The organism is Thermococcus barophilus MP, assembly GCF_000151105.2.
In the GTDB taxonomy this organism is placed as follows: Archaea; Methanobacteriota_B; Thermococci; order Thermococcales; family Thermococcaceae; genus Thermococcus_B; species Thermococcus_B barophilus.
The window spans coordinates 1,756,308-1,776,208 of sequence record NC_014804.1; the positions used below are offsets into that span (position 1 = coordinate 1,756,308).

Genomic DNA, 19,901 nt, shown 5'->3' on the forward strand with positions numbered 1-19,901 from the left:
GAATGTCTATGTATTATGATGTAGCATCAGTAGCATTAAGGTGTTCTTTTTATAAAAATTTTTCCCTAAAAGCCTATATGTGATTAGACATATGTCGAAAAAAGTTTGTCCCTTTTGTTCAACAGAAAAAAGTATTCGAAAAAATTTGGCAAAATTAAACCCTTTAAGTATTCATCAAGACGTTCTTGAGCTTTTTAAAGTCTTTTCTCAGCTCCTCCTTAAGCTGGGGTCTGTACAAAGCTACCGCTGGATGGTACATCGGCATTATAATTACCTTTCCAAAAAGCGTTCTTGCCTCAAATGTTTTTCCATGTATCCTGCTTATCGGCTCTGCTTCGAACCCGAATTTCCTAAGGATATAGCTCATAGAATGTCGCCCTAATGGGACAATTATTTTGGGTCTAATTATGTCAATCTGTCTATCCAGATATGGAGAGCAGGCTTTGATCTCGTCTTCGTTGGGGTCTCTATTATTGGGAGGGCGGCATTTCACAATATTGGTGATATATACATCTTCCCTTTTCAAACCAATTTCAGATAGGAGTTCATCCAAAACCTTTCCAGCTCTTCCAACAAAAGGCAAACCCTTTTGATCTTCCCAATAGCCAGGGGCTTCGCCAACAAACATCACCTTTGCGTCATAGCTTCCGCTGCCAGGAACGGCATTTGTCCTTAACGCACTTAATGGACACTTTTTGCAGTTCCTTATCCTTTCTTCAAGCTTTTTCATGAGTTCATCTTTTGCCACGCTTAACACCCAAGGTTTTTTGTGAAAGATAAGCAGTCAAAAGCTCGGTCCATGCCGTGTAATAACCTTTTTCGTATTCATCTCTGAACTCTTGGTTTAGTATCTCTTTAAAATGCGAGAGAAGTTGTTTGGCTTTTTCATGGTCAACTTCTTTCACAAGCTGAACTATCAGTGCATCAGTGTCATTGTCTTTTAGAGCTGATATGAATCCATTTATTGCTTTTGAATACCCTCTTCCCCATTCATCATTACCCACCATCTTTTCAAGTTTCTCAAGATGTGATTTTGCTTTGTTGAAATCCCGCCTCATTAGGGCTCTCAAAAACATCTCCATCCTCATTTCCCTTGCTGGCATTTTTGTTCACCAACTTTAACTGTCCCGAAATATATTTAACTCTAACCTTCACCCATACCTATGCAAGTAAATCTTCATATTTACGCAAAAGTTTTTATACCCCATCAGGTAATCAAATACCAGAGGTGATTAAAATGAGTGAAACTGTGGGCGAAATTCCAAGCGGTGAGAAGGAATTTGATGAGCTCACCAAGAAAGTTCGCGATATCATTGAGTATCCTGAGTTGAGTGAGGAGGAATTTCAAAAGTTGCTTAAAAAAGCCAGTAAAGGATACGGCGGTTCTCTGCCACATAAAACGTATTCTCTCTGTCCAGAAACAAGAAAAGTTGTACCAGCTGTTGTATGGGAGAAAAATGGGATTGTTTGGATAACCAAAAAGTGTCCTGAGGGTCTGATAACCGATGCATACTATGAAGATGTTGAAATGTACTACAAATTTAGAGAATGGAAGTTTGACGAGAAAAAATTGATGAGCTTTAATGTGGAAAACAGCGGTGTTAACTGTCCGTTTGATTGCGGTCTCTGTCCAAGGCACCGCTCGCACACTAATCTGCTTAATATAGTCTTAACTAATCGCTGTAATTTAAGTTGCTGGTACTGCTTCTTCTACGCCAAAGAGGGGCAGCCGATATACGAACCAACCCTTGAGCAAATACGCATGATGCTTCGCAATGCAAAGAGGGAAAATCCAATTGGGGCAACAGCTGTTCAGTTCACTGGTGGGGAACCTACACTCAGAGAGGATCTAATTGAAATAATCAGGATTGCAAAGGAAGAAGGATACGACCACATTCAGCTCAATACCGATGGGATAAGACTGGCTTTTGAGCCAGAACTGGTTAAGAAAATTAGGGAAGCCGGAGTCAATACCCTTTATCTGAGCTATGATGGCATGACCCCACAGACAAACTGGAAGAACCACTGGGAAATTCCGCTTATTTTTGAGAACGTCAGAAAAGCAGGCGGACCGGGAATTGTTCTTGTGCCAACAACGATTAGGAATGTAAACGACCACGAGCTTGGGGCTATTATCAACTTTGGTCTCAACCATCTTGACATTGTTAGGGGAGTGAACTTCCAGCCGATTTCACTTGTTGGCAGGGTTCCAAAGAAGGAGAGACAGAGGTTCAGAATTACAATCCCGGGTGCAATAAAGAAAATCGAGGAGCAGACGAATGGAGCAATAGCAAAGGAAGACTGGTATCCAATTCCAATAGCAGGTCATATAGCAAAGTTCTTTGAATCGTTTGCTGGAAGTAAATACTACATGACCTCCCACTTTGGCTGCGGTGCTGCAACTTACGTTTTCCTTGATGATGATAAGGTAATCCCAATATCAAGATTTCTTGACGTTGAGGGATTTGTAGAATTCCTTGAAGAAAAAGCAGAGGAGCTTTCAAAGTGGAAGAAGCTTGGCAGACTTGAGAAGCTTAAAGTTGGAGCAGAGATATTCCTCAAATTCAAGAGCTTTTACGACGAAAAATACGCTCCAAAGAGCTTTGATGTTCTTGATATCATAAAGAACGCCTTTGCACATGGAACATACGATGCACTGGGACAGTTCCACTATAAAACGCTGTTCCTTGGAATGATGCACTTCATGGATGAATACAATTATGATGTCGAGAGGGTTGAGAGATGTGTTATCCACTATGCAATGCCCGACGGCAGAATAGTGCCGTTCTGCACATTCAACGTCATCCCGGAGCTTTACAGAGATAAAGTTCAGGCACAGTTCAGTTATTCTTGGGAGGAATGGAAAGCTATGCATCCAGACTGGGAATACAAAAAGGACAAATATGTAAGAACGAGAGAGTTTGTTGAAAAAATGAAGAACAGCGAAATCTACAGGAAGACTTACATCGACATCAAACAGTACTTCTGAGGTGATGTCAATGGAGAGAAAGCTCAAGTTTGTTGAACTTAAATTCGGCAGGATAACACCCCAAGAAGCCATGGATTTGCAGTACAAACTCAGCGTTAATCCAGCAACTTACAGGGTTTTCATCAACGGCTATTCAAAGAGGGGCATGATAATTTTTGATGAAGAAAAGCTCCCAAAAGAGAAGCTCTTGGAAATGCTGAGTGAGTTGAATCCGCAGATCATTGAAGAAAAAGAAATAAGCATTGAAGAGCTTGTAAATTCCAGCATGAGCTGGAAGAACGTCATGGGCGAAGTTCTGTCCGAATAAGGACTTCTCTTGCCTCTTTGTATTCTTTCAGTTCTTCAGCTCTTGGAACACTCCATGCTCCCCTTCTCAGTGTAGAAAGTGCAGCAACAAGGTTTGCAAATCTACCAACCCTCAGCAGCTCCTCCTCATTAAGCTCGAGATGTTCAAGCTTGTCCATATGCCACAGAGCAGATAAAAGTGCTGCCATAAAAGCGTCTCCAGCTCCTGTTGTATCCACAGGCTCAACTCTGTATGAAGGGACTTCAGTTTTGATTTCTCCATGAATGATTTCACTTCCTCTTTCGCCTTTTGTTACTGCCATGAGCTTAAAGTTAAAGCTCTCCAGGTCTACTCCATGGTTTTCTAAGAATTCCAGCTCCCCATCCCCTATCTTAACTATATCTGCAAAACTTAATGCTTTTTCAATATCTTTTATCATATCCTCCTCTCTTCCACGCCACAGATCAAGGCGTATGTTCACATCATAGCTTATTGGAATCTTGCCCTTTGCTCTTTTAATTACTTCAAAAACAGTGCTCCTGCTTGGTTCTCTTGCAAACAGAACACTCCCAAAGTGAAGCAAAGAGGCTTTTTCAAGGAAAGAAAAATCTATGTCGTCAATTTTCAGGTTGAAATATGCGACTCCATCATAGAGGATGAATTCCGGTTTGGCACCGATTAGTTGAACAAAAACAACGCCGGTGTGCTTTTCTTTGTCAAATCTTATGTAATTTATGTTCACACCTTCTTTTTCGAGCTGCTCAACTAAAAATTCGCCAAATGGGTCTGCTCCAACTTTGCTTATTAATGCTGCAAGTGTTTTCAGTCTCACCAGTCCTACGGTTACGTTGGCTGGTGCTCCTCCGGCGTGCTTTTCAAAGGTGCTAACTTTTTTTAGTGAGCCTTCTTCTTTTGCTATAAAATCTATGAGGATTTCACCTATTGAAAATATCATTGTATGCCACCTATCTGAGCTCAATTCTGACTTTCCCCTTAAAGTCTTCTTCTTTAAGCCTGAAGGATACTATTCCGCTAAATGAATTTAGTTCAATTATGTTTTTACCCTTTTTGATATCGAATTTGTCAGAACATGCCTCAATAGGTGGCAGTGTGAGATCGTATTCATAGATTGTTAGCTCGTTGTTTTTTGATGCATAGATAACCATGCGGGGATCTTTGTATCCATCGAGTGGAATTCCTCCAAATGCCCCAGCTCCTTCCTGCATTGCCATTGATGGATATGCCAAAGGTATGGAGAAGGAAACGGCAGGTGGTTTTTCTTGCAGTATCTTCTCATCGAGGACAACTATGTCCTTGTTGCCTGTGTCGAAGGGCGTCGCATCAAGTGCACCCGTGTTTGGTGTTGTATTGGTACCGAGCAACAGCTTCCCGTTGGCTTTTTCCATGCTTGTAATCCTTGCACCAAAACTTCCAACTATCTTCACCATAGGTGGAGCAATATAAACCAAAACGCTCGGCCCAACTATCGTGTTTGTTAACTTTGCAAATCTTATTTCTCCGGGGCTTCTTGGCTTATAAATTGCATCATGGTGTGCATTGTATGCTATCACCAAACCTCCATCTAAGGGGAGTGCATTGACCCTAAAGGGGGCGTAGAATGTGTAGAAGTCAAAGAGCCTAAAAAACTCAAATGGTTCATCGTTGAGTGGATTCCCCACAAAAAGACCGCCTCTCACAAAGGCAAATGCTCTGTTGTATGCACTTCCCATTGCTCCAAGGTGTGGATGGAGGTATCTTTCCCCGTCGATGCTCTCTCCAAGCTTAAACTTTTCCCATCTTCCGCTAATCATATCCAAGGCATGAATCTCTTCAAGACCCTTTGCAAAGTTTTTTCCAATGCCGAAAAATGCAGTGTCGTGAACAATCGTACCTTTTGGACTTGGAGCAGAATTGAGCAATTTTATCTCACCCTTCTTCCTGTCCAAAGCATATATCCCCAGGTTTTGATGTCCATCTTCTCTTGCTAACAGCAGTTCGTCGGTGTAGGGATTGTATATTATATCGCTGACTTCTCCGGCCCAGTCTGTGGGATGATGTATGGACTCTTTCCAGACTAAGCGTATTGAGTCGTTTTCGGTATCATATTCATGCACATGGGAGTATTTGTTGACGAAATTTATTGTCGCTTTTTCATTTCCCTTCCCCTCATAGATTGCGGGAGCATGAACCCATCCCCCAAAGTAAATGAACTCATCGACAACATCGACGGCATTGTACGTGTCTCCTCCAGACGTCGGTTTTTCGCCAACCAGCTCAAATTCGTAAATTCTGTGTGAATCTTCTTTTACAAAATGGGCTTCTGCTTCAAATGCAACTGTGAAATAAAGAACTCCGTTGTGATATCTTAAGCCAAAAATTCCACCGCTTCCCCATTCAGGGCCATAACGTGGAGGAAAACGATAGTTCGGTAGCTGGTTCATATAAAGTCACCCCCATTAATGAAGTACTAAAAGTATATAAAAATTTTCCAGGTCATCGAGATTTGAATAATATCACAGTAAATGTTTCTTATTTTCAAGAAAATTTGGAATATACTTTAAAAACTCCTAATTAACACATTAAATTTCTTGTTGAACTTCCAATATAATTAGAATTATAATACACATTAAAAACCACAAAATATATATACTTTTAGTATATAGTGGGGGATGAGGTGTCTATATATGCCCCAGAGAAAAATGCTTGGAATTCTGCTTCTTGGAATTTTTGTTTTCTCAGTAGTTGCCAGTGGCTGTATAAGTCAGACAAGTCAAAGCCCAACTGCTACTACAATAACAAAAACAGAAACAAAGGTTCAAACAGAAACAAAAGTTCAGGAACAGATAACTCTTAAAGTTATAGGTCCTTGGTCTGGTAAAGAGCTTGATGCATTTATGAAGGTCATTGAAGCATTTGAGGCTCAGCATCCCAATATAAAGATCGAATACAAAACATACAGAGCTGAAGATCTCGCCACCATTCTTCCATTGCAGTTTGAATCTGGAGACACTCCAGCAGATGTTATCTTTATGTGGGGATGGTTCATTAAAAAGATGGGTGAAAAAGGACATCTGATGACCTTCAATGATGTCATAAATCCTGATGAATATATTCCGGGTGTTTTAGATGCTGTTATGTCCAATGGGAAAATTTATGGGGCTCCATTTACTGCAGCTGCAAAGCCGGGATTCTGGTACAGAAAATCCTTCTTTAAAAAGTATGGCTTAAAACCTCCTCAAACTTGGGATGAATTTGTTTCTCTGCTTGCAAAGATAAAAGAGATACCAGGGATAAAGGCTCCAATAGTTAGCGGAGACAGCGTTGGATGGCCGCTTTCGGATGTTACGGAGCACTTTATTTTGACATTTGGAGGAGCAGATCTTCAGCTTAAGCTTATAAAGGGAGATGTCAAGTTCGAAGATCCGCAGGTTAGGGATATATTTGCAAATAAACTTGTACCTCTCCTTAAGGCCGGCTACTTCAGTGAACCCGTGGAGTGGACATCTGCGGTAACTGCTTGGTGGAAAGGAGATTATGCATTGTACTTTATGGGTACATGGATAACGGGAATGGTGGATGATCCAAATGATCTTGGAATGTTTTCACTTCCAGGATGCAAGGCAATGGTTCTTGCTCCAGACTACCTGATGGTACCTAAATACACAGCACATCCAAAGGAAGCCATGGAGCTCGCAAAATTCTTAGCTACAGAAGGTCAAAGGGTACATGTTGGAACAAACTCAGGAAAGCTTGCCACTTGGAAGAAGGTAACCTTAGATGACTATTGGCCACCTATGAGGGATGTAGCAAAGATCGTTAGCAACGTTCAGGCTGTACCAGATCTTGATGATAGTGTTGGCGGTGAATGGCAGAAGACATTTTGGGATCAGTTAAAGTTACTGTGGGTTCAGCCCGATAGGCTGGATGACGTTCTTAAGACCCTTGACGAGAAGTTCCCTAAGAAGTGAGGGATCTCCAATGCGTAGGCATTTCTTAATCCCTTTCTTTTTTCTATTGCCCGCACTTCTTCTGATGATCCCTTTTGTAATATATCCCGTTTTTAAAACAATTTATCTGAGTTTCTTTCTTAATGATAAATTCGTTGGTCTGGAGAACTACAAGCATGTGCTGCTGAGTCCGGATATAATAAACGTTGAGAGGTTCCCGACTAAATCTCCTCCCTGGGGCTCTCTTGTTAACAATGCAATTTTTATATTGATACATCTCCCCATCACATTATTTTTGGGTCTTGGCTTGGCGCTTTTGCTGAGAAAGGAGGAGGTTAAGGGGAGTTCGATTATTAAGTCTATAATTTTTCTTGGTATGGTAATTCCGATGATAGTCGGAGGTTTAATAACCCGCTTTCTCTTTGAGCAGGGCGCTGGAGTTGTGCCTTCAATATTCGGGGCTCTTGGAATAAAGAGCCTTGACATCACATGGACTGCATATCCACAGACAGCACTATTTGCCGTAATTCTCGGCTCCATCTGGATATGGACGGGCTTCAGCATGCTGATGTACTCGGCAGGACTTGCATCAATCCCAAGAGACTATTACGAAGCCGCCTTGATAGATGGAGCAAGCAGATTTCAGATATTTAGGCATGTGACTTGGCCCCTGCTGAAACCTATAACTACTGTTGTAGTTGCAATGACTCTCCTCTGGGATCTCAAGATATTTGATGTTGTTTATGTTGCTACGGGTGGAGGGCCTGGCGGGGCATCAATGGTGCTGGCACTCCAAATGTGGGACTACTTTGCAAGGGAACTTAACTACAACTATGCAGCAGTTGTTGCGGTTTTGCTAACTGCCCTTACACTTGTACCTGCAACATGGCTACTTAAAAGGAGGGAGTGAAATGATACCAAGATACAAGATTAAGAGTTATATTGTTTCAAATTTAATTGCATGGCTGGCTGGAGTTATATGGCTTATACCGTTTCTTGGTGTGTTGATGGCTTCGTTAAGACCCTATGAGGAGATTGTGAATGGTTGGTGGCATCTCCATCCCTTCACGATAACATTGAAAAATTACATTGAAGCATTTAACCATCCAATGTTTCCTATTGGTGTTGGACTAAAAAACTCTCTAATAATAGCCGTTCCAAGTGCTATAGTTCCCCTGATAGTCGCGTCTCTTGCGGCATATGCATTTGCAAGATACAGCTTTCCGGTGAAAAATTATCTCTTCACTTTCATAGTCTTTCTGATGGCATTGCCCCAGCAGATGACGGTTGTTCCTCTTTATTTTCTTCTTAGGAATCTCCACCTGCTCAACACTTTTAGAGGGTTGATTCTTGTCCATTCGGCTTGGGGATTGGCGTGGATAACATTCTTCATGAGGAACTACTTCTCAATGTTGCCTACTGATGTTGAAGAAGCTGCAAAAATTGATGGTGCATCAGACTTTACAATATTCTACAGGATAGTTCTTCCGATGGCGTTGCCTGGTTTGATCTCGGCAGCAATTCTTCAGTTTACATGGGTCTGGAGCGACTTCTTCCTTGCATTGGTGTTTCTTCAGAATCCCGCAAAGTACGTCGCAACTCAAAGGCTTCCTCTCCTTAGAGGACAGTACTATGTTAATTGGGGAGTACTTACAGCTGCGTCTATCCTCGTCATGATTGTTCCTCTGTTCGTTTATGCCTTATTCCAGAAGTACTACATAAGTGGTATGGTGGGATGGTCCACAGAAAAATAGGGAGGTAATACCATGTTTGAGGTTAAAAACTTTGGAGGAAAAGGAAAGAATTTGAGAAACTATGAAGTTATAATAGGATCTGAAGAAATCGAAAAAATTATGGAAAAAGCGGAAAGCCTCAAAGGAAAGACAATTGTAAATGTTAATTCAACAGCTTTTGGTGGAGGGGTTGCTGAGATACTTCATAACCTGATTCCCCTAATGAGGAGCCTTGGCATAGATGCCAGATGGTTCGTAATTGAAGGAACGGATGAATTCTTTAAAGTTACAAAAACTTTTCACAATGCTTTACAGGGCAATAAGGAGCTCAAGCTTACAGAGGAAATGGAGCAGCTATATCTTGAGATTAACAAGAGAAACTCTGAAAATTTTGATCCAAGTCTCTATGACTTTGTTGTCATTCATGATCCACAGCCTGCTCCGCTAATAAGCTTTTATGATAAAAGGCAGCCGTGGATATGGAGATGTCATATTGATCTGAGCGATCCAAATCCTGAATTCTGGGGCTTTTTAAGACAGTTTGTTGAAAAATATGACCGTTATATCTTCCATATGCCTGAATATGCACAAAGTGATCTTGATAAGGACAGGGTCATTATAATGCCCCCATCCATTGATCCGCTCAGCGAAAAAAACATCGAACTAAAAGAAAGTGAAATTTTAAAGATCTTGGAGAAGTTTGATGTAGATCCAGACAGACCAAAGATAACTCAAGTTGCAAGATTTGATCCCTGGAAAGGAGTTTTCGACGTAATTGAAGTTTACAGAAAGGTTAAAGAGAAGATACCAGATGTTCAACTCTTACTTGTGAGTGCAATGGCACATGATGATCCTGAGGGGTGGATATACTTTGAAAAAGTACTTAGGAAAATTGGAGAAGACTATGACGTGAAGATATTGACAAATTTAATTGGTGTCCATGCTAAGGAAGTAAACGCATTCCAGAGGGCAAGCGACGTTGTCCTTCAGATGTCAACAAGGGAGGGATTTGGATTAACTGTCAGCGAGGCCATGTGGAAGGAGAAGCCGGTAATAGGCAGAGCAGTTGGCGGAATCAAGCTTCAAGTAGTTGATGGGGAAACTGGATTTTTAATTAGAACAGTAGATGAAGCCGTTGAAAAAACACTTTACCTGCTTAAGCATCCTGAGGTTGCAAAAAGGATGGGTCAAAAAGCAAAAGAAAGAGTCAGAGAAAACTTTATTATAACAAAGCACTTAGAAAGATATTTAGACCTCTTTACTCTATTTATTTGATAGTGATGAAGATGGAAATCAGTGAAAAAGTTCTTGGAATGCTGACAAGACTTGGGTTCACAAAGTATGAAATCCTAACGTACTGGACATTGCTTGTATATGGGCCAAGTACTGCAAAGGAGATATCCGAAAGAAGCGGTATTCCATACAATAGGGTTTATGATACAATAGCTTCACTGAAGACCAGAAGGTTTGTAAGTGAGATAGATGGCTCTCCAAGGGTTTACGTAGCTTTTTCTCCATCCATAGCTTTTCTCAGATTTAAAAAAGAAGTTGATGAGATCAAGGAACAACTTGAGGAGGAGCTAAAAAGAATTAAGGTGAAAACTGAAGAGAGGCCTGGCGTATGGAGAACCAAAGAACTGGATGAAGCAATTGAAATGGTTAGGGAATCTCTGGAGAGAGTTGAATATGAGGCAATTCTTTTATCTCCAGGGAAATTTTTTATAGAAATAAAAGACAGTTTAAGAAATGCCCTTAAAAAGGGGGCAACCCTTTCCATATACACCGAGGGAAACATTGATCTGTCCGAGTTAACTAATATTGGGAACCTGTTTGTAAGAAAGTTCCACAGGCTCAATCATTTCATAGGGATGTTTGACGGGAGGGAGGTAATAAACATACAAAATATTGGATTTGAGCCAAAGAATCCACCTAGTTTTAAAGCTACATATCCAGAAATTATATTTTCTCAGTACAGCTTCTTAAGAGAAGCATTCGGTGAATCGGAACTTATACTGGAAGATATAAATCAAAAAAATGAACTGAGATTTTTTGCAGATTTCCATGCTGTTGATGTTATAAGGAGGTATCTTGGAAAATGTGACATTTATGCTGAAGTTATTGCAAAAAGCCTTAGTACAAATGAAATTGAGGAGCTTAGGGGAAAAGTCGTTGGATATACTTTTGCGCTAAATGAGGGCATAGACAATTTTGAGCTGGAGACTGATAGGGGTATTCTTAAAATCGGCGGAATGTTTGCTGTTTTGGAAGATTACGAAACTACAAAGATTAAGCTTATATTAACCTGAGGTGGTTGGAATGATAGCCGTTGCAACTTTTACCGATCCTCGACCAACTGCTCTTTCAGAAGAACGTGAGAGAGCGTTAATGGAGAAGCACAGAGCTTTAATTGAAGCCTTGGAAGAATTTGAGATTTTAGATGTCAATGCAAAGCTGAAAAAGTATGAAGCGTTTGAAAAAGGGGAGAACTTTGGGATTGATAGCAAAGAAGAAGTTCTTGAGGCAGCAAGGATAGTAAACTCAAAAGATGTAAGCGGAATAACCCTCGGCTTATGGCACTGGACCGAAAGTAACCTTGTGACCCTTCTGGCTAAAGAAACAAACAAACCTCTGCTTTTATATGCAGATGACGACCCAGCGTGGGCTGGGACGACATGCATAACATCCGTTGGATCATCACTTTGGGAAAGTGCCGTGAACTATTATGCACTTCATCACACAAGACTAAAAGGCGATGTTGGAAAAGTCAAAGCGTGGGTTAGGGCAGTTGAGGCAGTATCGAAGCTCTCCAAGAAGTCTCTCCTCCTTTGGGGAGCGCCTTATACGTTAGGAATGGAGCACCTGATGGATGATTTACCCAGACTAAAGCGCTTCATCGGAGATTTCTTAATGCTTGATCAGTACTTGATTGTCAGAAAAGCTGACGAAATGCTGAGTGATGAAAAACTTAGGATCAAAGTAGAGGAGTTCTATGACTGGCTCACTTCAAAAGCTAAAGTAAAGTTCGACAATGTTATGTTAACCCAAGAAGCTCTGAGAAGACAGATAGCTATCTATCTGGCGGCAAAGGACATTTGGGAGCAGTATAAAAGTGAGGTTGCGGGAGTTTCGATTAAATGTCAGCCAGAGCTGAGTGAAATTTACGGAGTTACTGCGTGTTTAATCCCAGCGCTGTTTCCATTCAGCTTAGATGCAAAAGGAGAGAAGCCGATAATTCCAGCCACCTGTGAGGGAGACATTAAAGGAACAATAAGCTCGATTTTACTGTTCTACCTAAGCGGGAAGCCCCCTCTTTTTGGGGACATAAAATATGTTGATGACGAACTCGTCCTGATAGCAAACTGTGGAGCCTCTTCACTTTACTACGCAAAGCTGAGCGAAAATCCGGAGGAAAATCTGAGTGCAACGACGATACAAGGACAGTGCCAAGGAAAGAGTGGTGGAGCTTTAACATATAGAACTCCAAAGACCACTTTAACAATTGCAAGACTCATCAGAATTGACGGGGAATACTATCTGCTTTACTTCTTAGCTGAAGGTGTTGAGATAACTGAAGAAATCGAGAAAAAGCTTAAATGGGGTAAGCAGTGGCCGCATACAGCTGTGAAAAATCCTCTCGACAAGGAGCGCTTTATTGCGGTTATGGGTGCAAATCACCTTTCTGCTGTTCCCGGAGATTACACCACCGAACTTAGATTCATAGCTAAGCTTTGGGGCATCAAGGCTGTCAACTTGGCAGACAAGGAACAAGTTGAAGGGCTTTTAGAGAAGGTATGATTTTTATATCCCTCCTCTTAATTTATCCTGATGCACCATGTATAAAGGATTGGCTATAATCTTTGGCTTTCTCTTTCTGGGAGAGATCGTGGTTAGGGTTTTGAATCTTCCGATTCCTGGCAATGTAGTGGGCATGATCCTTCTCACCTTAGCTCTGATTTTTAATGTCGTTAAAATTGAGGATGTTGAAAAAGAAGCAGAGCTATTTGTGAAAAACATGAGCATAATGTTTATTCCTCCTGGAGTCGGTATAGTTTTATACTGGGGGCTGATCAAAAGTCAAGCGGTGCCAATTTTTGTAGCTTTGATAGTAAGTTTCTTTGTAACAATAATTTTAACTGCTAAATTTGTTGAATTTTTAGGGGGGAAAGAAGGATGAACAGCTTTGGAATCTTCTTAACTTTGGCTTTATTTTACCTGTTCTCAAAGCTCTACCAGAAGAAAAGGTCTTTTTACTTGAATCCCGTTCTTCTCTCGATACTCGTAATTGCTGTGATTCTGAAGGTCTTTGGCATAAGCTATCAGACCTATATGGAAAGTGCACGAATACTAAGTTTTCTCTTAGGTCCGGCAGTTGTGAGCTTGGCTATTCCTCTATACAAGCAGCGAGAAGTTATTAAGACTTATTTAAAGGAAATTGCCTTGGGAATACCATTTGGGGGTCTCATTGCGATATTGAGCGCCTTCTACGTTGCAAAGTTTTTGGGGGCAGAAGAAATAGTTCTGCTCAGCATTGCTCCCAAGAGCATAACCACGGCAATAGCTATCGGAGTCAGCGAGAAGATAGGGGGCATTCCTGCCTTAACGGCTGTTCTCGTTATTTTGACGGGAATAATGGGGAATGCAGTTGGTGTTGAGGTGCTGAATCTCATTAGAGTTAAGGATAGGGTGGCAAGAGGACTTGCCATGGGGGTTTCTTCTCATGGATTGGGAACAGCAAGGATAATTCTCGATGATGAGCTTGCTGGAGCGGTCAGCGGATTAGCGATGGCACTAAACGGAGTTTTCACTTCCCTTGTTCTTCCTTATCTTATCCATGTCCTCAAGTAGGCATTCACTAACTCGAAGTTTGTCTTGGGCATCTAAGAAAAGGGTGAAATCTCTTTTTGCAATCCTATCCTCTATGGGAGCATGCTCAACAAGAAAAGCTATTATCTCGGCTGTACTGTAGGGAACCTTAATTTTAAGTTCATCAGCCTTTTTAAACAGCTTATCTGGGATTGTAAAGATGTCCTCTCCTTTTTTTACTTCAACGCTGATCTTTGAATTTATCTGCTCCCAGATAAGGAGGGTATTTCTCGCTTTCTCAATTTTTTCCAAGGCCCTGTGCTCAAGAATGCTCACATTTGCCCTGCTTGTGCCCAAAAGTTCAGCTATTTCGCTCTGCTTAAGTCCTTTAGCTCTTAGCTGGAGTATCCTAATCTGCTGTTCGGTGAGGAAGCTCTTCATTTTAAACACCTTAATTTAACATCACATTCAAGATTAAAAATTTTTCTTTCACCCGATAATTATTGTGGTGCTACCTCTCTCTTCTGAATATGGGAAACTCCCTGAGGAGAAGTGCCAGCTCCTTTTTGCTTAGTGTCTCTGGCTCAAATTCCACCATGACCATTGTGTTGTGGAGAAGGGCATGGTCCTTTAATGTTGTTAGAAGCCTGAAGACTCTATCGAAGCTGTTCTCAATAATCAGGTATTCCAGCCCATCAATGAATACGAACTTTTCTCCTTCACCCTTCATCAGCTGCACTGTTATGTGTGCCAGGTACTCAAGGTTTCTCGGGTTGATAGCATTTCTGACATTTTCCACCTTGCTCAGCCATATCACCGGGGCTTCACATCCCAGGGCTCTCCAGTAGTCTTCATTCTTTCTGCTGATGATTAGGCTCTGCCTTCCCTTTGAAAATCTGCAAACGAGCTGACTGTTGGTTTCATCTGCTTTCAGCAAAAGCAGTCCAGGGGTTATGCTGATCTCGGCTCTGTTATTGGGTGGGAGTGGCTTAAACTCAATTTCAACCTTTCCACGCCTTATCCTAAAGAGCACAAGGATAACTATTAAAGCCCCGACAAATTCCCCAGCAATGCTGAGAAAGTAAAGGGCTGTGGTGGTTATTCCCGCTGAGAGGGATAGCTCGCTGAGAATATCAATGAAAATGGCAAGAAGTGCTATCATAATCAGGTGTCTCTCAGTTTTATGTGTTTCTTTCGTTGAAAGGTAGAACATGTAGAGTGTCACAAAGATAGCAAGCACCAGCAGAAAATGTCCTGCATACCAAAAGCCTTGTGCAATTTCGTGCATGCCCCTACACCCGGACTTTCATTCCTTCCATGTTTTCATTCACTGATTTAAGAACCATGAACATATGGCTCGTTCCTTCTTTTATTATTCTGATAACTGTTGTTGCAACTTCCTCCAGCAGGGGCATAACTTCGGGATTTATGCGTTCTGCCATATCCGCGTTTACAAAGTAAAATGCTATTCTCTTATCATTTCCGCAAAAAGAGAGGGTTATATTTATCATGGAAAGAAGATCCTGCTTTGAATTGGCCAAGAAGAGAAGCTTTTCAAATCCAACAACGGGGTTGATGACTTTTCCCTTGACCACGGAGCTGAAGATCTTTCCGTACTCCTGTTCATAAACTGAAGGCTCTTCTATTGGAAACCTCTTTACAACACTGCCGACGTTTACCTTTCCTCCCTCTTTGATAACTGTGATGCTATCCAGAATGCTCTCATCATATCCGGCAAGCTTCATATGGATCCTGTAGAGATACAATGTGTCCAGAATATCATCAACAATAACTCCATACCCTTTTCTTTTTGCCCATTCTATCAGGTGATACAATCCTTTGACAGGGGATGCAAGTGATGAGTGCTCCACAAGAACGGTCTCTCCAAACTTGATGCTGTCCCATATTTCATCAAGGTCATTCTCCATAAACTACACCTCAGGTATCATGAAGTGTTTCATCGATATGCTACGATGTCTATGGAAGTATTTATTTTTTACGCTTTGTTACTGAATAGGTTTAATAACCACACGTTTTTAAAACAAAATGTTATATTAATATTTAACATCTAGGAAAATTTTGAACTTGGCCCTTCGAGTGAGTATTCAAGTGTTTTATGTGATAATGGAGTTCTAATTAACATTGAAGATGTTAGGGAGTCGTTGAGGTTCTCAATTAGAAGATATGAATATCTTGCATTATTCCCATCACACGAGAAGAATCTATGATAAAGTCTTTGGAAATTTGCGGTTTAGGGTTTAGGGATAGTTCTTTATTTAAACTTTATATAGTAATTAACCCATGTTTTGTTGAACAACCAATAATTTTTTATATGATTGTTCAACAACTTGAAACATGAGACGACTTGCGATTAGGTATATAATCTCAAGATTTGGTGGCAATGCCGTTACAAAAGATGAGCTGAAAGATGTTAGTGAGAAGTTTGGCATTGACATTGATTATTTTGTCAATTACCTGTTATCCCAAGGTTACATAGTTAGAATTCTCAGGGGCGTGTATTACGTTAAAACAATTGAAGAAATTGGATTAAAACGGGCTCCTGATATATTTAAAGTGATCGCAAAAGGGCTCAACAAGCTCAATTTAATATGGTACTATGGGCTATTTACAGCCTTGAGGCTCAATGGCATGACTCACGAATATTTCAACATGATATTCGTCCTCAATGACAAAGTAATCCGGTCAAAAGCAGTTAAAATTCTTGGAGAGAACGTCAAATTTGTAAAAATAAAGCCAACTTTGGCATCTTTTGGAATAATCAAAAGTAACGAAATAAAGTTCTCAGATCCCGAAAAAACAATCCTCGACTTCATATACCTCTCAAGGTATAACAAACGACTCAAACCACATGCGGAGGATATTTTAGTAGAGTACGGAGACAAGATTAACTGGGCTATTTTATGTAGCTACCTACAAAAATATCCAAAGAGTGTGCAGAGGGAGGTTTTAAAGCATGAACGAGAGAGAATTTGTTGAATTCATAATTCAAAAAACGGGAATTAAAAAGGGAAACCTCATACGAAAAGACATCATCTTGCATTCCATTTTGAGGGAATTGTACTCAAATGAGTACTTTTCTAGCAACTACCTCTTCAAAGGAGGAACATGCTTGATTAAATGTTATCTTGGTTACTATCGCTTCAGCGTTGATTTGGACTTTACAAGTAGAGATCCCCAAACATGGATAGAGCTTTCAAGACGAAGTCGGGAAAGAGAACTCAAAGCTGAAGCTGTAAAGCTTGCAGAGCTAATTGAGGGCATTGCCAGTAAAAGGGGTTTGGAGTTTAAAGCGGATTTGAGGGATAGGAATTATATGGAATTTGGCGGAGGATCGAGGATGATTACTTTCAAGCTGTATTATTCTGAAGGAGTAATGCGTGAGATGATAAAGATTCAAGTTAACTTGGTGGAGAGGCTTCTTTTTGAGCCTAAAAATGTTAGTGCTAAATCCTTGCTTTCAGATATTCAAGTTAGTGGTGAGGAGGAGGCATATTTCTCAGAGTTTCTTGAGGATTATTCTGATGTCCCTGTTTCTGCATATGATCTGCGGGAGATTCTAACAGAAAAAGTTAGGGCGCTTTTAACACGAAAGAAGGTGAAATTTAGGGATGTTTATGATTTGTACTACCTTGAAAAAGAGGCAGGCTTGAGGATTGAAGACTATGTTGAGGAGATAACTCAAAAGCTTTTATTTGCGCTGAAATTTGAGAGGTATTCTATTAACTTTCAAAGGGTTATAAAGTCAATTTCGTTCCTTGAGGCCACTGCAACAGAAGAAGAGCTATTTTTGCTAAATGTTCCGTTTAATGCCGAAGATTTCAAGAAGTTTTTGGAAAGGTTACATAACTATATTTTAGTACAATTTGGCCAAAAATCAGAGACGATATCATAAAGAGTAGCTTTCAAGAACCAGACATATATAGCTAGGCAAATCGACGTATCGCTATCTGATACTTGTGATTCTTCCAGATTGGAGAAGTTGTTAATAACTTGTTAGTACTTTGAGAGTCTAGTTGATACAAGAGAATCATTTGCAACCTGAGCCATACTTCTCACATTACTACGGAGGTGCTCAACAATGAAGAAAAGTAATCGTTCTTTTGGGAAATGGGGCGCATATAAAGATGTTCACGTAACGCTACCTATTTGGTTGATACGCGAAATAAAAAAGCGCGGGGTCTCTTTGAGTAAGTTCCTAGAACGTGCTGCCGTGTTTTGGTTGGAACATGAGCAAGGATTTTTAAAAGAGTTTTTGGTGGTCCCGCGGCCCGGATTTGAACCGGGGACCTGCGGATCTACAGTCCGCCGCCGCTCCCAGGCTAGGCTACCGCGGGACCCTACAGCCCAGCCCTTCGTTATGTAGTCCATGGGGTTGATTTATAAATTTTTCCCCAAAGAATTTTCAAGAGAGACGGGGATTTATTCTTTCTCAACTTTCACCCTTAGCTCTTCAGCGAACCAGTTAACGCGCTGCGGGAACGGAATCTCTATGCCCTCTCTTTCAAGAGCTTTCTTGAGTTTTTCAAGGATTGTGCTCCTTACATCAAACCACTTTTCACTCGGAGCCCATGCTTTGACGTAAATGTTTACACTGCTGTCCGCGAGTTCATCGACATATACCGCAGGTTCAGGCTCTGCCAGTACAAGAGGCATTTCTTCAAGGGTTTTCTTTATAACCTCAATGGCCCTGCTCACATCTTCCTTATACGCTATGCCGATAATCACATCAACCCTTCTTGCCGGAAACTTCTGGAGGTTCTTTATTTCGCTGTTGAACACTTTTTCATTTGGGATTCTTACCAGGACACCATCCCATGTTCTTATCCTTGTTGAGAGTATCCTTATATCGTTGACTACTCCAGAATAACCGGCGACTTCAACGGGGTCACCGATTTTTAACGGCTTATCAAAATACATGAATATTCCCGAGATGAAGTTCGCTATCACCGTTTGTGCTGAAAAACCTAAAATGATTCCCGTGATCCCAGCTGCTGCAATGATTGTTGTCAGCTTTCCTGTAAAACCTGCAATGTTCAGTGCTATTAAAAAAGCCACTGTCAACAGGGAGTAGTAGAAGAGCTTAGCCTTGAGCTGAACCTCAGGGAGGTTTCCTCTTTTTGCCCCTCCGATCAGAAGGTAATCTTTGGACTTCTTTGCTATGAGGTATGAGAAGTAGAACACAAGAAACGCACTTATTAAGTTGCTCAATGTAGTTCCTGCTATGCTGATTGAGAGGACTCCAATCGTATCGAGAGAATAGATGAGTGCAATTATTATGATCAGCCTTCTTATTGCTTCCCCTGTGTCTTCGTTTATTATCCACACATATTTTGTAGTTCTCGAGATCCCCACGATCCATCTTTTGATGAGGTTTGCTATGATTATTCCAGATAGCAGAACTGCTGCAGCTTTTGCCAGCATAATTGGGGTTACCTCAGATAGTGGACTTGATAAGAAAATTTCTGTCATGTTGAACATTTTCACCACCTCATGAGGAAGTTCGGTAGCGACAACGCTTCCTTTGTGGGGATTAAATTTTCTTCCGGGGGTTTTCCTGTGTTGTTGACTTCTGGAGTGTCCGTTTTTAGTGTAACTATCAAAAGAGGATAATATGCTTTTTCGGCATTGAAAAACATCACGCTGTCTTTTATTGGGAACACTACTCTGTCAACTATTTTCCATTCTTTTGAAGGGTTGCTTATGACTATTTTTGCAATTCCCACAGATTCAGGCTCCTTTAGGTAGAAAGGGCTCTTGTGGTACCTCGTAATGACTCCGACGTCTACAGTTCCGTAGAGGGCATATTTCTCCTTTCCCAATATGAAATGGTCAATTGTTAGTTTTCCAAGTTTCACATCCACTTCAACAGGTGCTTCAGCATATCCGGAGATTGTATCTTTTGGTGGGATGGCTATTGGCTCATCAAACCGAATCATGAGGAGCTTAACCCCATAACCAATGGCGGGGGAAGGCAGAATTTTCAGCTTCCCTGATTTTTTTATTATTCTCTTAACCTCATCTCGTCGATAAACAACAATATCTTCGGTTTCTTCGGTGAGGTGAATCTTCTTATCAAAAACCCTGATGAATCTTGTCTTCAGATCATATTCTCCAAACATGAA

General features: G+C 40.9%; 21 protein-coding genes and 1 tRNA gene. 12 read left to right on the forward strand and 10 right to left on the reverse strand.

Features of this window, described 5'->3' with window-relative positions:
- Window positions 1–163: 163 nt before the first annotated feature.
- A complete protein-coding gene (gene udg, locus TERMP_RS09705; protein ID WP_013468232.1) occupies window positions 164–748 on the reverse strand; it encodes a type-4 uracil-DNA glycosylase in 585 nt (194 codons plus the stop codon).
- Window positions 735–1,103, reverse strand: a complete 369-nt coding sequence (locus TERMP_RS09710; RefSeq protein ID WP_013468233.1) for a hypothetical protein — start codon at window positions 1,101–1,103, stop codon at window positions 735–737. The genes udg and TERMP_RS09710 overlap by 14 nt, the downstream gene beginning before the upstream one ends.
- A 134-nt stretch (window positions 1,104–1,237) precedes the next feature.
- On the opposite strand from TERMP_RS09710, the gene tes reads away from it, so the two are divergent.
- Window positions 1,238–2,989 carry a tetraether lipid synthase Tes gene (tes, locus tag TERMP_RS09715; RefSeq protein ID WP_013468234.1) on the forward strand — a complete coding sequence of 584 codons (1,752 nt, stop codon included), beginning with the start codon at window positions 1,238–1,240 and terminating at the stop codon, window positions 2,987–2,989.
- Window positions 2,990–2,993: 4 nt separating this feature from the next.
- Window positions 2,994–3,296: a DUF3213 domain-containing protein gene (locus TERMP_RS09720; RefSeq protein WP_048159839.1), complete on the forward strand. Its 303-nt coding sequence runs from the start codon at window positions 2,994–2,996 to the stop codon at window positions 3,294–3,296.
- Here the strand turns inward: TERMP_RS09720 and TERMP_RS09725 are convergent.
- Together TERMP_RS09725 and TERMP_RS09730 are read right to left on the reverse strand one after the other, a co-directional pair.
- Window positions 3,271–4,230, reverse strand: a complete 960-nt coding sequence (locus TERMP_RS09725) for a carbohydrate kinase family protein (protein WP_013468236.1) — start codon at window positions 4,228–4,230, stop codon at window positions 3,271–3,273. The genes TERMP_RS09720 and TERMP_RS09725 overlap by 26 nt on opposite strands.
- Before the next feature lie 10 nt (window positions 4,231–4,240).
- Window positions 4,241–5,716, reverse strand: coding sequence for a DUF2139 domain-containing protein (locus TERMP_RS09730; RefSeq protein ID WP_013468237.1), 1,476 nt, complete (start codon window positions 5,714–5,716; stop codon window positions 4,241–4,243).
- 243 nt (window positions 5,717–5,959) lie between these two features.
- Here TERMP_RS09730 and TERMP_RS09735 point away from each other — a divergent pair, with 243 nt between their 5' ends.
- The 8 genes from TERMP_RS09735 (at window position 5,960) to TERMP_RS09770 (ending at window position 13,800) form a co-directional block, all read left to right on the forward strand.
- Window positions 5,960–7,243, forward strand: a complete 1,284-nt coding sequence (locus tag TERMP_RS09735) for an ABC transporter substrate-binding protein (protein ID WP_013468238.1) — start codon at window positions 5,960–5,962, stop codon at window positions 7,241–7,243.
- Between the two features lie 64 nt (window positions 7,244–7,307).
- Window positions 7,308–8,132, forward strand: coding sequence for a carbohydrate ABC transporter permease (locus TERMP_RS09740; RefSeq protein WP_237702813.1), 825 nt, complete (start codon window positions 7,308–7,310; stop codon window positions 8,130–8,132).
- A gap of 1 nt (window position 8,133) precedes the next feature.
- Window positions 8,134–8,976, forward strand: a complete 843-nt coding sequence (locus TERMP_RS09745) for a carbohydrate ABC transporter permease (protein WP_013468240.1) — start codon at window positions 8,134–8,136, stop codon at window positions 8,974–8,976.
- Window positions 8,977–8,988: 12 nt separating this feature from the next.
- On the forward strand, window positions 8,989–10,230 hold the full coding sequence (gene treT / locus TERMP_RS09750; RefSeq protein ID WP_013468241.1) for a trehalose synthase: 1,242 nt from the start codon (window positions 8,989–8,991) through the stop codon (window positions 10,228–10,230).
- Window positions 10,231–10,235: 5 nt separating this feature from the next.
- Window positions 10,236–11,261 carry an HTH-type sugar-sensing transcriptional regulator TrmB gene (gene trmB / locus TERMP_RS09755; protein WP_237702815.1) on the forward strand — a complete coding sequence of 342 codons (1,026 nt, stop codon included), beginning with the start codon at window positions 10,236–10,238 and terminating at the stop codon, window positions 11,259–11,261.
- 10 nt (window positions 11,262–11,271) lie between these two features.
- A complete protein-coding gene (locus TERMP_RS09760; protein WP_013468243.1) occupies window positions 11,272–12,750 on the forward strand; it encodes an L-fucose/L-arabinose isomerase family protein in 1,479 nt (492 codons plus the stop codon).
- A 37-nt stretch (window positions 12,751–12,787) separates the two neighbouring features.
- Entirely contained in the window at window positions 12,788–13,129 is a 342-nt protein-coding gene (locus TERMP_RS09765) for a CidA/LrgA family protein (protein WP_048159841.1), read from the forward strand.
- Window positions 13,126–13,800 carry a CidB/LrgB family autolysis modulator gene (locus tag TERMP_RS09770; protein ID WP_013468246.1) on the forward strand — a complete coding sequence of 225 codons (675 nt, stop codon included), beginning with the start codon at window positions 13,126–13,128 and terminating at the stop codon, window positions 13,798–13,800. The genes TERMP_RS09765 and TERMP_RS09770 overlap by 4 nt, the downstream gene beginning before the upstream one ends.
- Here TERMP_RS09770 and TERMP_RS09775 read toward each other — a convergent pair.
- The 3 genes from TERMP_RS09775 to TERMP_RS09785 all read right to left on the reverse strand — a co-directional run bounded on the left by TERMP_RS09775 (window position 13,744) and on the right by TERMP_RS09785 (window position 15,686).
- A complete protein-coding gene (locus tag TERMP_RS09775; protein WP_048159842.1) occupies window positions 13,744–14,199 on the reverse strand; it encodes a Tfx family DNA-binding protein in 456 nt (151 codons plus the stop codon). The genes TERMP_RS09770 and TERMP_RS09775 overlap by 57 nt on opposite strands.
- 70 nt (window positions 14,200–14,269) lie before the next feature.
- Window positions 14,270–15,046, reverse strand: a complete 777-nt coding sequence (locus TERMP_RS11325; protein ID WP_013468248.1) for a DUF835 domain-containing protein — start codon at window positions 15,044–15,046, stop codon at window positions 14,270–14,272.
- 4 nt (window positions 15,047–15,050) lie between these two features.
- The gene (locus TERMP_RS09785) at window positions 15,051–15,686 is read right to left on the reverse strand and encodes a DUF257 family protein (protein ID WP_013468249.1); all 636 of its coding nucleotides are present in this window, start codon (window positions 15,684–15,686) and stop codon (window positions 15,051–15,053) included.
- Window positions 15,687–16,113: 427 nt separating this feature from the next.
- Between TERMP_RS09785 and TERMP_RS09790 the strand changes: the two genes are divergently transcribed.
- Together TERMP_RS09790 and TERMP_RS09795 are read left to right on the forward strand one after the other, a co-directional pair.
- Complete coding sequence (locus TERMP_RS09790) at window positions 16,114–16,755, forward strand: type IV toxin-antitoxin system AbiEi family antitoxin domain-containing protein (protein ID WP_013468250.1); 642 nt, start codon at window positions 16,114–16,116, stop codon at window positions 16,753–16,755.
- On the forward strand, window positions 16,733–17,671 hold the full coding sequence (locus TERMP_RS09795) for a nucleotidyl transferase AbiEii/AbiGii toxin family protein (RefSeq protein WP_013468251.1): 939 nt from the start codon (window positions 16,733–16,735) through the stop codon (window positions 17,669–17,671). Before TERMP_RS09790 ends, TERMP_RS09795 begins: the two co-directional genes overlap by 23 nt.
- A 364-nt stretch (window positions 17,672–18,035) precedes the next feature.
- Here TERMP_RS09795 and TERMP_RS09800 read toward each other — a convergent pair.
- The 3 genes from TERMP_RS09800 to TERMP_RS09810 all read right to left on the reverse strand — a co-directional run bounded on the left by TERMP_RS09800 (window position 18,036) and on the right by TERMP_RS09810 (window position 19,898).
- Window positions 18,036–18,113 (reverse strand) — tRNA-Tyr (locus TERMP_RS09800).
- 85 nt (window positions 18,114–18,198) lie between these two features.
- A complete protein-coding gene (locus TERMP_RS09805) occupies window positions 18,199–19,257 on the reverse strand; it encodes a mechanosensitive ion channel family protein (protein ID WP_013468252.1) in 1,059 nt (352 codons plus the stop codon).
- Between the two features lie 2 nt (window positions 19,258–19,259).
- A complete protein-coding gene (locus TERMP_RS09810) occupies window positions 19,260–19,898 on the reverse strand; it encodes a DUF432 domain-containing protein (protein ID WP_013468253.1) in 639 nt (212 codons plus the stop codon).
- Between the last annotated feature and the right edge of the window lie 3 nt (window positions 19,899–19,901).

Excerpts from the sequence above, each read along its gene's own strand:
- TERMP_RS09720 (WP_048159839.1), top strand. The coding sequence starts at position 2,994 with ATGTCAATGGAGAGAAAGCTCAAGTTTGTTGAACTTAAATTCGGCAGG.
- TERMP_RS09725 (WP_013468236.1), bottom strand. The coding sequence starts at position 4,230 with ATGATATTTTCAATAGGTGAAATCCTCATAGATTTTATAGCAAAAGAA.
- TERMP_RS09745 (WP_013468240.1), top strand. The coding sequence starts at position 8,134 with ATGATACCAAGATACAAGATTAAGAGTTATATTGTTTCAAATTTAATT.
- TERMP_RS09730 (WP_013468237.1), bottom strand. The coding sequence starts at position 5,716 with ATGAACCAGCTACCGAACTATCGTTTTCCTCCACGTTATGGCCCTGAA.
- TERMP_RS09770 (WP_013468246.1), top strand. The coding sequence starts at position 13,126 with ATGAACAGCTTTGGAATCTTCTTAACTTTGGCTTTATTTTACCTGTTC.
- TERMP_RS09775 (WP_048159842.1), bottom strand. The coding sequence starts at position 14,199 with ATGAAGAGCTTCCTCACCGAACAGCAGATTAGGATACTCCAGCTAAGA.
- TERMP_RS09735 (WP_013468238.1), top strand. The coding sequence starts at position 5,960 with ATGCCCCAGAGAAAAATGCTTGGAATTCTGCTTCTTGGAATTTTTGTT.
- TERMP_RS11325 (WP_013468248.1), bottom strand. The coding sequence starts at position 15,046 with ATGCACGAAATTGCACAAGGCTTTTGGTATGCAGGACATTTTCTGCTG.
- trmB (WP_237702815.1), top strand. The coding sequence starts at position 10,236 with ATGAAGATGGAAATCAGTGAAAAAGTTCTTGGAATGCTGACAAGACTT.
- TERMP_RS09740 (WP_237702813.1), top strand. The coding sequence starts at position 7,308 with ATGATCCCTTTTGTAATATATCCCGTTTTTAAAACAATTTATCTGAGT.
- TERMP_RS09710 (WP_013468233.1), bottom strand. The coding sequence starts at position 1,103 with ATGCCAGCAAGGGAAATGAGGATGGAGATGTTTTTGAGAGCCCTAATG.
- tes (WP_013468234.1), top strand. The coding sequence starts at position 1,238 with ATGAGTGAAACTGTGGGCGAAATTCCAAGCGGTGAGAAGGAATTTGAT.
- TERMP_RS09810 (WP_013468253.1), bottom strand. The coding sequence starts at position 19,898 with ATGTTTGGAGAATATGATCTGAAGACAAGATTCATCAGGGTTTTTGAT.
- TERMP_RS09805 (WP_013468252.1), bottom strand. The coding sequence starts at position 19,257 with ATGTTCAACATGACAGAAATTTTCTTATCAAGTCCACTATCTGAGGTA.
- TERMP_RS09785 (WP_013468249.1), bottom strand. The coding sequence starts at position 15,686 with ATGGAGAATGACCTTGATGAAATATGGGACAGCATCAAGTTTGGAGAG.
- TERMP_RS09795 (WP_013468251.1), top strand. The coding sequence starts at position 16,733 with ATGAACGAGAGAGAATTTGTTGAATTCATAATTCAAAAAACGGGAATT.
- TERMP_RS09760 (WP_013468243.1), top strand. The coding sequence starts at position 11,272 with ATGATAGCCGTTGCAACTTTTACCGATCCTCGACCAACTGCTCTTTCA.
- treT (WP_013468241.1), top strand. The coding sequence starts at position 8,989 with ATGTTTGAGGTTAAAAACTTTGGAGGAAAAGGAAAGAATTTGAGAAAC.
- TERMP_RS09790 (WP_013468250.1), top strand. The coding sequence starts at position 16,114 with ATGAGACGACTTGCGATTAGGTATATAATCTCAAGATTTGGTGGCAAT.
- TERMP_RS09765 (WP_048159841.1), top strand. The coding sequence starts at position 12,788 with ATGTATAAAGGATTGGCTATAATCTTTGGCTTTCTCTTTCTGGGAGAG.